Below are 13,456 nucleotides of genomic sequence, written 5' to 3' on the forward strand. Positions count from 1 at the left end.
ATGAAAAAGCTCCTGATCCTCCTTCTTTCCGGTTCCTCCCTTGCGGCGCAAGCCCAGGTGGAGCCGCACTTCTCGCAGTACTACGTGTACCCGATGTGGCTCAACCCCGCGCTCGCCGGCACTTCGGAAAATGCCTACCGCGTGTCGGGCCTCTACCGCAACCAGTGGGCCGGCATCAGCACGCCGTTTTCCACCTTCGGGGTGTCGGGCGATTTCAGCGCCGGCAATAACGTGGGCCTCGGCGCCAACATCATGCGGCAGACCGCCGGCACCGGCGGCTATACTTATACCACCGGGATGTTGTCGTTCTCCTGGAACGGCATCCGCTGGGGCGCCGACGCGCGCCACCAACTGGGCCTCGGCCTGCAGGCGGGCTTCCTCAACCGCCGCTTCGACCCGAGCAAGTTCCAGGGCGGCGACCAGTGGCAGGCCGGTGTCGGCTTCAACCCCACGCTTCCTACCACCGACCCGCTTACCCGTAGTGCGGCGGGCGCCTTCGACGTGGGTGCGGGCATTGCGTACGTGAATTCGGCCGCAGACGCCAACGTGAACCCCTTTGGCGGCATTTCGGCAGCGCACCTCACGCAGCCCCAGGACCCCTTTATCGTATCGGGTGAGGCGAAGCGGCTGCCCGTGCGCCTCACGGTGCATGGCGGCGCGCGCGTGCGCGTGTCGGACAACGCCTTCATCGTGCCCAACCTCCTGTTCATGCAGCAGGGAACGGCCCGCGAGATCATGGCCGGCGGCTATGCGCAGCTCCGCGTGAACGAGACCACCGACTTCATGGTCGGCGCCAACTACCGCCTGGAGGATGCCGTGTCGCCCTATGCCGGCGTGCTGTTCGGCAATATGATGATCGGGCTGTCGTATGACGTCAATACGTCGCGGCTCGGGAAGATGGCCCGGGGCGCCAATGCCTTCGAGCTCTCGCTGACGCTGCTGGGCAAGCGGGGCGAGTCGATGGACTACTTCAAATGCCCGCGCTTCTGATCGAATCAACGAAAGCTTCTTCCCTTATGTCACGAGTTTCTCTTACCGTTCTCCTGCTGGCCGCTGCCGGCGTTGCGGCGGCGCAAAGCAGCGCCGACCTGCGCCTCGCCGACCGGTTGTACAGCGATGGCGATCACTATAACGCCGCACTGCGCTACGAGCAGTACCTGGGCTTCCGTAGGTCTACGGCCGTACGCTTCGCTCCCTATTCGCCGCAGCGCACCGGTGGTGCCGCGGCGCCCGACAGCAACGCCCGTGGCCGCGCGCTGAGCCGGCTTGCCGAATGCTACTACCTCCTCAACGATCATGCGAAGGCCGCCGGCTACTATGCACAGGCCGCTGCAGCGGGCACCACCAGCCCTGCCGACCAGCTGCGCTATGCCGTGAGCCTGCGGGCAACGGGGCGCAGCGCCGAGGCTACACCCTTGCTCCTGAGGCTGGGACGTTCCGGGGCACCCGAGGCTGCCGCAGCGACCCTCGAGCTGCAGCGGATCGACTTTGCCCGGGCCCAGGAGCGGAACCCCGAGGCCGCGCGCTTCCAGGTTGCGAAAATGAAAGGCGCCGCCAACAGCGGCAGCGGCAACTATGCGGCAGCGGTTGCCAACGGGACGCTCTATTTCACTTCCAGCCGGCGCACCGACAGCGGCCGCGCCAAGGGCCCGGCATTGAACCACCTGTTTGAAGCAGCGGTTTCCGACACGGCCGCCGCGCGGCAACTGCCGGTATCCGTACCGGGCGCCACCGATGTGGGGCTTGCGGCGTTTACGGCCGACGGACGCCGTGCCTATTTCACCGCCTGGAGCCGCCAGGAAGGACGCAGCGTAGCCGCTATCTACACCAGCAGCCTCGCCAACGGTCAGTGGAGCGCGCCCGTAAAGCTGAATGCGCAGGTCAACCTGCCGGGTACGTCCAACGCGCAGCCCTGTATCGTGGAAACGACGGGCAAATCGCTGCTCTTCTTCAGCTCCGACCGCCCCGGCGGGGTGGGGGGCTACGACCTCTGGTATGCGCCGGTGGATGATGCCAACCATGAATATGGCGCGCACAATGCCGGGGCCCAGCTCAATACGGCGGGCGATGAAGGCGCGCCCTTCTATCACCGCGCGAGCGCCACCTTCGTGTACGCCAGCAACGGCCTGCCCGGCATGGGTGGCTTCGACCTCTATGGCGTGCTGACGCAGCTGACCGGGAAAACGCCCGCCTTCATCGGGAACCCGCGCAACCTCGGTGCGCCGGTGAACTCGGTGCGCGACGACTCGTATTTCTACAGTACGTCTCCCGACTCGCTGTTCCGTGATGCCTATTTCAGCTCGGATCGCGCGTCGGACTGTTGCCTGGAGCTCTATACGGTTTCGAAAGACTACACGCCGAAGGTGTACAAACGCTTTGTTACCGGCACGATCACGAAGTGTGGCGCCGGTACACCGCTGGCGGCGGCGGTGGCAGCCGGTACGCGCACGGTGGCTGCCGGCAGCAACGGTACGTACCACCTCGAGCTGGACGCAGCGCAGGAAGGTGCCCTGAGCCTCACCGCTTCACTGAACGGCTACGGCCCCGGCGCGGCCACCCTGCAGGTGCCGCCTGCATCGGGCGATACCACCTATGTGGTGGATATCTGTCTACCGGCCCGGGAGCGTGCCTGGCAGCCCATTCTTTTCGACTTCGACAAGGATACGCTTACGGTGCTGGCGCAGCAACAGCTTGATCTTGTGTTCGGCGACCTCAAAGAGGACCCGTCGCTGCGCGTGCAGGTTGGTGGCTATACCGACGGCAAAGGCGGTGAGCCCTACAACGACGCCCTCGCGCAACGCCGCGCGCAGGCCGTGCGCGACTACTTGTGGAAGAAAGGTATCGATGCTTCCCGCCTCGAGGTCAAAGGCTTTGGTGAATGCTGCCCCGTGGCGCCCGAGCGCACCGCCGACGGCACCGATGCACCTGCCGCCCGCCGCATCAACCGACGTGTAGAGTTGAGGGTTTATTAGTTTATTGGTTTATTGGTCTATTGGTCTATTGGTAAGGGTTCGTTTCTGTGGTGCTTTTCTGACAGGAGTGAGTCTTTTCTTAACGGGAAATGAATACAGCCGCTGCCTCGGGAATTATTCCGGCAGCGGCTTTTTCTATCCGGCAGTGTGAATTGTGGAGCGAGTTTGTGGATGTGTTTGTGGAATCGTGTTCGCAACGTCTGGGCGAGAAGATCCTCGCCGACGGTTGTAGAAATACAAACGCCCCTTCAGCGGAAGGGGCGTTTGCATAAGCTGAGAAAGCGTCATTGTTTCCGACAATGAAAGAGATGAGCATCTGTTGCGTACCGGAGCCAGTTAGCGTATGCTTGCCTGGCTCCTGCACAAAGTATATGGGTATCGGTTGCGCTCGTTAAGCCTCCTTACCGAAAGGATTGCCCTGCCGTACGTAGGGACGCCACAAGCGGAAACCTTACTAATAAACAAATAGACTAATAGACCAATAAACTAATTACCCCCGGTAGCTGGCGCGCATCGAAGGGATGTTCATCGAGGGGCAGCCTTCGCTGGAGCGGTAGGAGCTACGGAAGCAGGAAGAGAACGTGGTGAGGGAGAGGAGCAGGATCCAGGTGAGGGGATTGCGGATGATGGACGTAGAGGCCTGGGTGTTTTTAGACGGTTTCATGGTTTTGAGTATGATTAGGTTAACAACTGCTTACCTAATTGCATGCACCGTGCCAAAATGTTAATTGGGGAATTCCGCCCCTACCGCAGGCCCTCCGAAAGCTCCCGGAGCCGCGCCCCCAGCAGCTTTTGCTGATCGCGGCAGAGTGCCGCCTCCTCGAACCGGTGCGCCTCCACAAGTTGCGTCTTCTGCTCCTCCAGCTCGCGGATGCGGGTTTTTACCCGCACGATCTCGCGCCCCAGGTTGTGGCGCCGCACGAGCCACCGGAGCAGGAAGGCATCGGCCAGCGCGCCCACACCCAGGAGCCCGGCCGTGCACAGCCAGAGGCGCGCCGTTCGGTGCTTGCCCAGGTAGCGGCGGTGCCAGCCCAGCAGCCCGAAGAGCCCGAGGCCCCAGCGGAGGTACGCTCCGCGCACCGATCTATGGCGTTGCACCGTCATGTTCCCAAAGCTAGTGGCTCCGGCCAACCCCACAGCGAGCACGCACCACGCCCCGGTTATCAACAGGGTTCCCCGTGCCCGCCGGCCCTGCATCCCGCAGCCGTCAACTTTTTTTGTACACAAAAAGACCTGGCGCCCGCCACCGGTTGAACCGATTTGGAATCGTTGCCCGTGAATCGTTTATATATGCAAATGCACCTGCATGCGAAAGGGCGGCCGTCATCCCGTTGCCGGCACGCGCGCATAATTTCTTTAACAACGCTTAAACTTCGAAGGCAGGCACCGGTCTGTATCTGCATTAACGACTAAAACAACGACTATGAAAGTACGCGTCCTCACCTTCGCCGTCCTGTCGCTTGCACTCGCGGTAACTTCCTGTAAGAAAGATGCAAAAGACGATGATGACTCCAACACCGTAGATCTCGAAACACGCGTCACGGCACATGCCGACGACCAGAGCCGCATCTCCAACGAGCTTGACGCCGTAGACAACGACGTCAACACCTACATCGAAGAAACCAGCGCCTTTGGCCGCGAGCAGAACGTGATGGCGCCGCCCTGCAATACCACCGTTACCTTCGACTCTACCCAGGCACTGCGCCGCATGACCATCACCTTCAACGGGAACAACTGCGCCAACACGCACTCCCGCACCGGCACCATCGTGGCCACCATCCCCATGCAGCAGCGCTGGCGCGACTCGGGCGCCGTGATCACCGAAACGATCAACAACCTGCGCATCACCCGCCTCTCCGACAACAAGAGCATCAGCGTCAACGGCACGCGCACCCTCACCAACGCCTCGGGTGGCCGCATCCCCAACCTCTACCTCCCCGGACCGGGCCACCGCAATTCGATCCGCCACCGCATCAACGGCAACATGACCGTCGCCTTCGACAACAACACGCAGCGCCAGTGGAGCGTAGCCCGCCAGCGCGAATTCACCCGCGCACCGCAGGATAGCCTCGTGATCACGGTTACCGGCACGCATACCGACGGACAGACCACGGGCATCTCCGAGTGGGGCACCAACCGCTTCGGCGCCGCCTTCTCGACGCAGATCGTAGAGCCGCTGAAGTTCAACCAGGGCTGCGGGTTCCGCCTCGGCGCCGGCAAGGTGCAGCACAACGTGGTAGGCGCCAACACGGTGGTCACCTTCGGCCTCAATGCACAGGGTAACCCCACGGGCTGCCCCGGTGCCAACCCTTACTATTTCAAAGCAGTGTGGACGGGCGCCAACGGCAACACGCAGACCGTGATCCGCCCGTACTTCTAAGCATTCAAAAAGCGCATTGTCGGAACAATGCTTCTCGGAGCGGGTCGCCACGGGCGACCCGCTTTTTTATGCAGGGCGCTACCGGAAGCCGGCAGCGGAGGACTTATCTTGCTGTAATGAAAACGACATTCCTGCTTCCGGCTGCGCTGTTGCTCGCGCTTGCGTCCGGCGCGCAGCAGAAGGCGCTCAGCCTCGAGGATGCCCTCGTGCGCAACCGCAGTACGCTCGCACCCGCCAGCCTCCGCGGGCTGCAGTTCATCCACGGCACCGATCAGTATGCCTATCTCAAGGGCAGTGGCAGCAGTGCCGAATGGGTGCGCGGCTCCTTCAAGGGCGGCGAGCAGTCGCTGATCACTTTAGCCAGCCTGAACGACGCGCTGCGCCGCACCGGTTGCGATACGTTCGCCACGATGCCCGACATCCGCTTCGACCGCCCCGGTGGCTGGTTCCTCAGCAGCGAGCGCGGGCGCTTCCGCTGGGACCCCGTGAAGAGCTCCTTCGACACACTGGTGCCGCAAAAGCTGTCGGGAAAGGAAGTGCTGGAAGAAAGCGGCGGCGGCTATACCGCTTATGTGGACGGCCACAACCTGTACGTGAGCGACGGCCGCACCGCAAAGGCCATTACGGCCGACGGCAGCGCCAACATCGTGTACGGTTCCGCCGTGCACCGCAACGAGTTCGGCATCAGCAAGGGCACCTTCTGGAGCCCCGACGGGAAGCAGCTCGCCTTTTACCGGATGGACCAAAGCATGGTGCGCGATTACCCGATCATCGACTGGGCGGCTACACCCGCAAAGGTGAACCTCGTAAAATACCCGATGGCCGGCGATGCGAGTCACCACGTCAGCGTGGGCGTGTACCATGCCGCGACTGGTGATCTTGTATTTCTACAAACGGGCGCACCGCTCGAGCAATACCTCACCAACATCGCCTGGAGCCCCGACGGGCGCTACGTCTATATCGCGGTGGTCAACCGCGGGCAGGACCACATGCGCCTCAACCAGTACGATGCCGCTACAGGCGCCTTCGTCAAGACCCTCTTCGAGGAGCGCGATACCCGCTACGTGGAGCCGCTGGCACCCATGGCCTTCGTGAAGGGGAAGCCGGGGCAGTTCGTATGGCAAAGCAACCGGGACGGCTACAACCACCTGTATTTATACGATACGTCGGGGCGCCTCATCCGGCAACTAACGAAAGGTCCCTGGGAAGTGCTCGAGCTGAAGGGCTTCGATGCAAAAGGAGAGGCGCTGTTCTACACCAGCACGGAAGTGTCGCCCCTGTGCCGCAACCTGTATCGCCTCGACCTCCGCACCGGAGCTGCGAAGGGGCTTACGCCCGGTGTTGCCGTACACGCAGCGCAGGTGAGCAGCAGCGGCGCCTTCGTGCTCGACTCCTATAGCAGCCCGGCACAGCCGCGCACGGTACGCCTCCTTGACGTGGCCTCCGGGAAGGAGAAGGTGCTCTTCGCCGCTCCCGACCCGCTTGCCGGCTATGCGCTGGGCACGATGCGCATCGGCACCATCAGCGCCGACGACGGTACGCCGCTCTACACACGCACCTACCTGCCCGCGGGCTTCGACAGCACCAGGAAGTATCCCGTGGTGGTGTACTGGTACGGCGGGCCGCATGCGCAGCTCATCACCGCCGGCTACAACGGCGGCGCCGGTGATTATTGGTTCCAGTATATGGCAGGGCAGGGCTACCTCGTGTTCTCGCTCGACACACGCGGCTCCGACAACCGCGGCCGTGCCTTCGAGTCGGTGATCCACCGGCGCACCGGTGCCGCGCAGGTGCAGGATATGGACCGCGCCGTAACGCACCTGCGGTCCCTGCCCTACGTAGATGCCCGCAACATGGCGCTCTTCGGGTGGAGCTACGGCGGCTATCTCACGATCCAGTACCTGCAGCAGCGCCCGGGCACCTTCAAGGCGGGCATCGCCGGTGGGCCGGTCACCGACTGGCGCCTCTACGAGATCATGTACGGCGAGCGGTATATGGATACGCCGCAGGAGAACCCGGAGGGCTATGCCGCCACCGATCTCACTAAGACGGTCGATCGGCTGAAGGACAAGCTCCTCCTCATTCACGGCCTGCAGGACGATGTGGTGGTGCAGCAGCACTCGGTGCGCTTCGTGCGCGCGGCCATCGATAAAGGGGTGCAGGTGGATTACATGATCTACCCCGGGCATGCGCATAACGTGCTGGGCCGCGACCGCGCCCACCTGTACGGCAAGGTGACCGACTATATACGGCAGCAGCTGCGGTAGGAATTTGTTGGAAGTATGTTGTTTGGGTTCGACGTGGCTCCGGACCGTAATCCGGCTTCGGACCAGGGCACGTTGAACAACGGGGCGGTCCGCTTGGGCCGTCCCGTTGCTTTTACTAGCTTTAGCGCACCAAACGTTATTGCTATGAGATCGATCCTGATCGCCGGCGCCCTGCTGGCCGCACCCGCCGCTTTCGGCCAGAAGACCATCTCCATCGACTCGGCCGCCGCCTATGCCGGCCAGCACGTGCAGTTCTGCGCGCCGCCGGCCTCTTCCCGTTATTTCGTACAGATGGACGGAAAGCCGACGCTCCTGTTCTTCGGTAAGCCCTACCCCAACCATGTGCTTTCGGTGGTGATCTGGGAGAAGGACCGGAAGAATTTCAGCCAGCCCGTTGAGCTGCTGTTCGGCGCGGGCATGGGACCTGTGTGCGTCAACGGCACCGTGAAAATGGTGGAAGGCCGCCCACAGATCGAGGTGACCAGCCCGAAAGGCATCGGCATCAAGGAAGAGGAGGAAGAGCAGGAATAGCGAATATCGAACATGGAACCGTAAAGACGCATTCACATGCGTCTCCTGCGTCCGGATGTAACCGACCGGGAAGAGGTTCCGCCACGGGTCAGGCCACGCGCCGGATATAGACGCGCTCCGGCAGGTCGCCGAATACGAACAGGGTAACATCGCAAAGCCAGAGCTCCTGGTCGATGCGGCGGCCTTCAAAGGCTTCCATCACATAATCGCCGCCGCCGGTTTCGGGGGCGCACACCCGCAGCAGCCGCAGCTCGTCGGCGCCCTCGAAGGGTGCTGCATCGATATCGAGGGTTACCTGGTCGTGCCCGGCGGCGATCATGTCGAGCAGGGTGTCGGCGCCGGCCACCATGGCAAGATCGGCCTTGCTGCCGCCCTGGGCGATATACTCGGGCAGGTCGATGTACCATCCTCCGAACTGGCGAATAAAGGTGTGTCGCTGCATGACGGGTCGGTTTACGAAGGACGCTCAGGCGCGCCCGGTGTCCTGCTCATCTTCCGGAGTATAGCCATCGCGCTGCTGCACCTCGGTGCCGCGGTCGCGGAGGCTGCGGTCGCCGGTATCCTGGCTGCCGTGGTAGGGGTGCGTGTCGGTGGAGCCGTTGCCGTGTACGCGCTGGTCCTGCTCGAGCTGCTCATTGCTGAGGAAGCCGCCCTTGTTCTCCTTCTTGTTCATGTGCAAGGTTTTGAAGAACCGCGTAAAAACAATGCCATACTCAGCGTGCGCGCGCATTGCGGCAGAGCAGGCTGTGCGGAAGCTCCTGTATTTATACGGCCTGGTGCTGGAGCTCCTGCGCCATCACGTACAGGGTGCCCGCCATCGCTTCCATCTCGCGGTAGTCGATGCTCTTCACGAAGCAGGCGTAGGCGCCGTAGGAGCGGAGCGTTTCCTCGAGGATGGGCAGCATGCCGGTAGAGTAAACCACCACCGGTATCGCCTGCAGGCTTTCCTCGCGCTTGAGGCGCAGCAGCAGCTCGCCGCCGTTGATGATGGGCATGTTGAAGTCGAGCACGATCAGCGTCGGCAGGTGGTCGGGGTTGCCGATGGAGAGCATGTGGCGGTAAAACTGATCGCTCGAGGCAAATATCGTTGCCTGGCAGCCGGGGATCGCTGCAAAGGCCTGCTTGAACAGGTGCCGGTCGTCGGCGTCGTCCTCTACGATGTAGATAAGGGGCTTGGTATGGCTCATGGGTACCCTAATTTACAAAGGCCCTGCAATTTATTGGCAGGCCGCGACATTTCCGGGCAAAAAAAGAAGGGACGCACCGGTAACGCGCAGCCGCACGACAATGCAGGGCGCCCGGCATTGGCTCCGGCCGTATTGCCTTATCTTTATTGACTCCATGAGGCCCACCATTATGCCGGAACCATCCACTCCCACGCCTGCCATCCCTGAGTTTCTTACCGGCGGCGGCGAACTTGGTCAACGAATCCGCGACTTCGACTGGGCCAGCACGCCCCTGGGCCCGGTGACCTCCTGGCCGCAAAGCCTGCGCACCTGCGTCCGCATCATGCTCAGCTCGCGGCAACCCATCTGGATCGGCTGGGGACGCGCGCTCATCAAGCTCTATAACGATCCTTATAAAGCCATCGTCGGCGGAAAGCACCCCTGGGCCCTCGGCCTGCCGGCCTCCGAGGTGTGGAAGGAGATCTGGGACGCCATCGACCCGATGCTCCGCACCGTGATGGAAAACGACGAAGGCACCTACGTGGAGTCGCAACTGCTCATCATGGAGCGCAACGGCTACCCCGAAGAAACCTATTACACCTTCTCCTATACGCCCATCCCCGGCGATGGCGGCGGCACGGCCGGCATGATCTGCGCCAATACCGACGACACCGACCGCATCATCAGCGAGCGGCAGCTCCGGACGCTGACGGGCCTCGGCAAGTCGCTCACCGACTGCTACACCGACAGCGACGTGATCGGGCGCACCCTGGATACGCTGCGGCAAAACCCGCAGGACTTTCCCTATGCCGTATTCTACCGCAGCGAAGGCCCGGTGCTGCGCTTCACCGGCGCCACGGTTCCGGAGGAGGAGCTGTCGGCACTCCTGCGTGCGGTTGCCTCCGGCGACACCGGTCTGCTGGGCGATGGATTGCGGGAAGCGCTGGCCGCGCGCACGCCGGTACTTGTAGAGGGCCTCGCCGACAGCTGGGGGGCGCTCCCCGTGGGTGCCTGGCCCGTGGCTTCCGGAAAGGTGCTGCTGCTGCCCATCCTCTCGGCCGGCAACACGGAGCCCTATGGCTTCCTGCTCGTCGGCTTCAACCCGTATCGCCTGCTCGACGAAGCCTACCGCGGCTTCTTCAGCCTGCTGTCCGACCAGGTGGCCACATCGTTTGCCGACGTGCACCGCCTCGACGAGGAGCGCCGCCGTGCTGCCGCCCTTGCCGAGCTCAACCGCGCAAAAACGACCTTCTTCTCCAATATCTCGCACGAGTTCCGCACGCCGCTGACCCTGCTGCTGGGCCCCGTCGAAGACGCGCTCAACGACCCCTTCACCATTCCGGAGAACCGGGCACGGCTGGAGGTGGCTTACCGCAACGCACTACGGATGCAGAAGCTCGTGAACACGCTCCTTGACTTCTCGCGCATCGAAGCGGGGCGCCTCGAGGGCACCTTTTCGAAGGTCGACATCTGTGCCTACACCAGCGAGCTGGCCTCCTCGTTCCGCTCGGCCATCGAGCGCGCCGGCATGGAGCTGCGCTTCGAGTGCGGGCCCGTCAACAGCGAGGTATACGTGGATGTGGACCTGTGGGAAAAGATCATCCTCAACCTGCTTTCCAATGCCTTCAAATACAGCAACGCCGGCGCCATCGGCGTACAGTTGCGCCAGATCGGCGCCGAGCTCGAAGTGACCGTCTGGGATACCGGCATCGGCATCCCCGAAAGCGAGCACGCCCGCATCTTCGACCGCTTTCACCGCATCGAGAGCCGCGGCGGCCGGAGCCAGGAAGGTACCGGCATCGGCCTTGCCCTCGTGCGCGAGCTCGTGCACCTGCATGGCGGGAACATCCGTGTGGAGAGCGTCGTGGGCAAAGGCACGGCCTTCATCATCACCCTGCCTACCGGCAAGGAGCACCTGCCCGCCGATAAGCTGAGCACTGCACCTGAGGTGCCCTCCGGCGCTGCGGCCTATGTGCAGGAAGCGCTCCGCTGGATTCCCGGCGCCGCCGAGGTGGAAGCCCCCGCCCGCAGCAGCACCCCCGAGCATACCGTGCTGCTGGCCGATGACAACGCCGACATGCGCAGCTACGTGGCGCGCCTCCTCTCCGGCTCGTTCGAGGTGGTTACCGCTGCTGATGGTGAAGAAGCCTTTCAGAAAATGCTGGAGCGGAAGCCCGACCTCCTGCTTTCCGACATCATGATGCCGCGGCTCGACGGCTTCGGCCTCCTGCAGCAGGTGCGGGCCCATCCGCAGCTCCGCGACGTGCCCGTGATCCTGCTCTCGGCCCGGGCCGGGGAGGAGGCCAAGATCGAAGGGCTCGATGCCGGCGCCGACGATTACCTCGTCAAGCCCTTCTCGGCCCGCGAGCTCATCGCCCGCGTGGAAGGCAATATCCGCATCGCCCGCAGCCGCCGTGCCGCCGAGCGCAACCTGCGCCGCATCATCCGCCAATCGCCCGTGGCCATGAACATGTTCCGGGGTCCGGAGATGTTGATCGACCTCGCCAACAACAAGGCGCTGGAGATCTGGGGGCGCAAGCGGGAAGACGTGATCGGCCGTCCGGCGCTCGACGTATTTCCCGAGCTGGTGGACCAGGGCTTCGGGGCCATCCTCGACGACGTGTATCAGACCGGGAAGCCTTTTGTCGCCAACGAGATGCCGGTGCACCTGCAGCGCAATGGCGAAGCCGTCACCGTGTACCTCAATTTCATTTACGAGGCCCTGCGCAACGACGAGGGTGATATCGACGGGATCGTAGCCGTGGGCATCGATGTATCGGAGCAGGTCATTGCGCGGCAGCATATCGAGGAAAGCCAGCGCAGCCTCAACGAGCTCGCCAACGCAGTGCCCCAGCTTGTGTGGGTGGCCGACCCCGCGGGCAACGTACTCTATTACAACGACCGCGTGCAGGAGTTCGCCGGTGCGGAGCGCCGCCCCGACGGCAGCTGGTCGTGGAAAGGGCTCGTGCACCCCGACGACCAGGTCGCCACCGAAGCCGCCTGGGCCGAGGCGGTGCGCACGGGCGACGTATACCAGGCCGAGCACCGCATCGGCACCCGCGATGGCCAGTACCGCTGGTTCCTGAGCCGCGGCGTGCCGCAGAAGGACGCGGACGGCAACGTGATCAAATGGTTCGGCTCGGCCACCGACGTGCACAGCGCACGCGAGCAGTCGGCCGTGCTCGAGGCCGAGGTAGCGCGCCGCACCCGCGAGCTGCAGGAGCTCAACGCCACGCTGCAGCAGTCGAACAACGACCTCCAGCAGTTTGCGCACGTGGCCTCCCACGACCTGAAGGAGCCGCTGCGCAAGGTGAAGACCTTTGCGGGCCGCCTTGCCGACGACCCCGACACGCAGTTCTCCGACAAGGGCCGGCTCTATCTCTCCAAGGTGCATTCGGCGGCCAACCGGATGTACGCGATGATCGAAGGCGTGCTCAACTACTCGATGATCAATGCCACCGAGCAGGAGCCTGCCCCGGTAGACCTCAACGTGGTGATCCGCAGCATCGAGACCGACCTGGAGCTTCCCATAACGCAGAAGGCCGCGCAACTCCGGGTGTCGCTACTGCCGCTCGTAGAGGGCGCGCAGGTGCTGCTCTACCAGCTGTTTTACAACCTCGTGAACAACTCGCTCAAGTTTGCCCGCGCCGGCGTGCCGCCTCTCATCGAGGTAAGCGCCCGCACCCTGGAGGAAGCCGGGAAGGAGCTGGTAGAAATACGGTACGCCGACAACGGCATCGGCTTCGACGCCGAGCAGGGCGCGCAGATCTTCAACGCCTTCTCGCGCCTCAATTCCAAGGACCAGTACGAGGGCACCGGCCTCGGCCTTTCGCTCTGCCAGCGCATCGCGCAGCGGCACGGCGGCCGCATCTCGGCCACCGGTGTGCGCGGAGGCGGCGCCACCTTCACCATCGTGCTGCCCGTGAAGCAGGAGCAGCGTGTGTTGTGACCTCTCCCCCGGCCCACCCCCGGCCCCTCCCCAAGGGAGGGGTGACTTTATGCTACCTAACTACGGCATCTACGTTTCTTCATTCGAAGAAACTAACCACGTTAAGGATGGCAGGGCTTTTAGTTGTAGTGCGTGTTTCCTATTTCTGAAATGCTTTGCCATTCAGAATGGCTGATGATGTTCGTATTTGC

The 13,456-nt window shown here is 63.2% G+C and carries 11 protein-coding genes; 6 read left to right on the forward strand and 5 right to left on the reverse strand.

The window, feature by feature from the left end; genetic code table 11:
• Nucleotides 1-990 (forward strand): PorP/SprF family type IX secretion system membrane protein, encoded by a 990-nt coding sequence (locus ABD937_RS17915; RefSeq protein WP_345257208.1) that lies wholly within the window; start codon nt 1-3, stop codon nt 988-990.
• 26 nt (nt 991-1,016) lie between these two features.
• A complete protein-coding gene (locus tag ABD937_RS17920; RefSeq protein WP_345257209.1) occupies nt 1,017-2,972 on the forward strand; it encodes an OmpA family protein in 1,956 nt (651 codons plus the stop codon).
• Nucleotides 2,973-3,462: 490 nt separating this feature from the next.
• Here the strand turns inward: ABD937_RS17920 and ABD937_RS17925 are convergent, their stop codons facing one another.
• Both ABD937_RS17925 and ABD937_RS17930 read right to left on the reverse strand, forming a co-directional pair.
• Nucleotides 3,463-3,636, reverse strand: coding sequence for a hypothetical protein (locus tag ABD937_RS17925; protein ID WP_345257210.1), 174 nt, complete (start codon nt 3,634-3,636; stop codon nt 3,463-3,465).
• 80 nt (nt 3,637-3,716) lie between these two features.
• Complete coding sequence (locus tag ABD937_RS17930; RefSeq protein WP_345257211.1) at nt 3,717-4,076, reverse strand: UvrB/UvrC motif-containing protein; 360 nt, start codon at nt 4,074-4,076, stop codon at nt 3,717-3,719.
• Between the two features lie 319 nt (nt 4,077-4,395).
• Here ABD937_RS17930 and ABD937_RS17935 point away from each other — a divergent pair, with 319 nt between their 5' ends.
• From ABD937_RS17935 to ABD937_RS17945, 3 genes are all read left to right on the forward strand, one after another.
• The gene (locus tag ABD937_RS17935; protein ID WP_345257212.1) at nt 4,396-5,352 is read left to right on the forward strand and encodes a hypothetical protein; all 957 of its coding nucleotides are present in this window, start codon (nt 4,396-4,398) and stop codon (nt 5,350-5,352) included.
• Between the two features lie 116 nt (nt 5,353-5,468).
• On the forward strand, nt 5,469-7,619 hold the full coding sequence (locus tag ABD937_RS17940; RefSeq protein ID WP_345257213.1) for a S9 family peptidase: 2,151 nt from the start codon (nt 5,469-5,471) through the stop codon (nt 7,617-7,619).
• Between the two features lie 144 nt (nt 7,620-7,763).
• A complete protein-coding gene (locus tag ABD937_RS17945) occupies nt 7,764-8,150 on the forward strand; it encodes a hypothetical protein (RefSeq protein WP_345257214.1) in 387 nt (128 codons plus the stop codon).
• Between the two features lie 88 nt (nt 8,151-8,238).
• Here ABD937_RS17945 and ABD937_RS17950 read toward each other — a convergent pair whose 3' ends face one another.
• The 3 genes from ABD937_RS17950 to ABD937_RS17960 form a co-directional block, all read right to left on the reverse strand.
• On the reverse strand, nt 8,239-8,592 hold the full coding sequence (locus ABD937_RS17950; RefSeq protein WP_345257215.1) for a DUF6717 family protein: 354 nt from the start codon (nt 8,590-8,592) through the stop codon (nt 8,239-8,241).
• Nucleotides 8,593-8,616: 24 nt separating this feature from the next.
• The gene (locus ABD937_RS17955; protein ID WP_345257217.1) at nt 8,617-8,823 is read right to left on the reverse strand and encodes a hypothetical protein; all 207 of its coding nucleotides are present in this window, start codon (nt 8,821-8,823) and stop codon (nt 8,617-8,619) included.
• Between the two features lie 91 nt (nt 8,824-8,914).
• The gene (locus ABD937_RS17960; RefSeq protein ID WP_345257218.1) at nt 8,915-9,337 is read right to left on the reverse strand and encodes a response regulator; all 423 of its coding nucleotides are present in this window, start codon (nt 9,335-9,337) and stop codon (nt 8,915-8,917) included.
• A gap of 154 nt (nt 9,338-9,491) precedes the next feature.
• Between ABD937_RS17960 and ABD937_RS17965 the strand changes: the two genes are divergently transcribed.
• Nucleotides 9,492-13,265 carry an ATP-binding protein gene (locus ABD937_RS17965; protein ID WP_345257219.1) on the forward strand — a complete coding sequence of 1,258 codons (3,774 nt, stop codon included), beginning with the start codon at nt 9,492-9,494 and terminating at the stop codon, nt 13,263-13,265.
• The last annotated feature ends 191 nt before the right edge of the window (nt 13,266-13,456 follow it).

The sequence above is a fragment of the Flaviaestuariibacter amylovorans genome, from assembly GCF_039541815.1.
Classification (GTDB): Bacteria; Bacteroidota; Bacteroidia; order Chitinophagales; family Chitinophagaceae; genus Flavisolibacter; species Flavisolibacter amylovorans.

Coding starts and splice junctions, on each gene's coding strand:
- ABD937_RS17915 (WP_345257208.1), top strand. CDS start 1: ATGAAAAAGCTCCTGATCCTCCTTCTTTCCGGTTCCTCCCTTGCGGCG.
- ABD937_RS17920 (WP_345257209.1), top strand. CDS start 1,017: ATGTCACGAGTTTCTCTTACCGTTCTCCTGCTGGCCGCTGCCGGCGTT.
- ABD937_RS17925 (WP_345257210.1), bottom strand. CDS start 3,636: ATGAAACCGTCTAAAAACACCCAGGCCTCTACGTCCATCATCCGCAAT.
- ABD937_RS17930 (WP_345257211.1), bottom strand. CDS start 4,076: ATGACGGTGCAACGCCATAGATCGGTGCGCGGAGCGTACCTCCGCTGG.
- ABD937_RS17935 (WP_345257212.1), top strand. CDS start 4,396: ATGAAAGTACGCGTCCTCACCTTCGCCGTCCTGTCGCTTGCACTCGCG.
- ABD937_RS17940 (WP_345257213.1), top strand. CDS start 5,469: ATGAAAACGACATTCCTGCTTCCGGCTGCGCTGTTGCTCGCGCTTGCG.
- ABD937_RS17945 (WP_345257214.1), top strand. CDS start 7,764: ATGAGATCGATCCTGATCGCCGGCGCCCTGCTGGCCGCACCCGCCGCT.
- ABD937_RS17950 (WP_345257215.1), bottom strand. CDS start 8,592: ATGCAGCGACACACCTTTATTCGCCAGTTCGGAGGATGGTACATCGAC.
- ABD937_RS17955 (WP_345257217.1), bottom strand. CDS start 8,823: ATGAACAAGAAGGAGAACAAGGGCGGCTTCCTCAGCAATGAGCAGCTC.
- ABD937_RS17960 (WP_345257218.1), bottom strand. CDS start 9,337: ATGAGCCATACCAAGCCCCTTATCTACATCGTAGAGGACGACGCCGAC.
- ABD937_RS17965 (WP_345257219.1), top strand. CDS start 9,492: ATGAGGCCCACCATTATGCCGGAACCATCCACTCCCACGCCTGCCATC.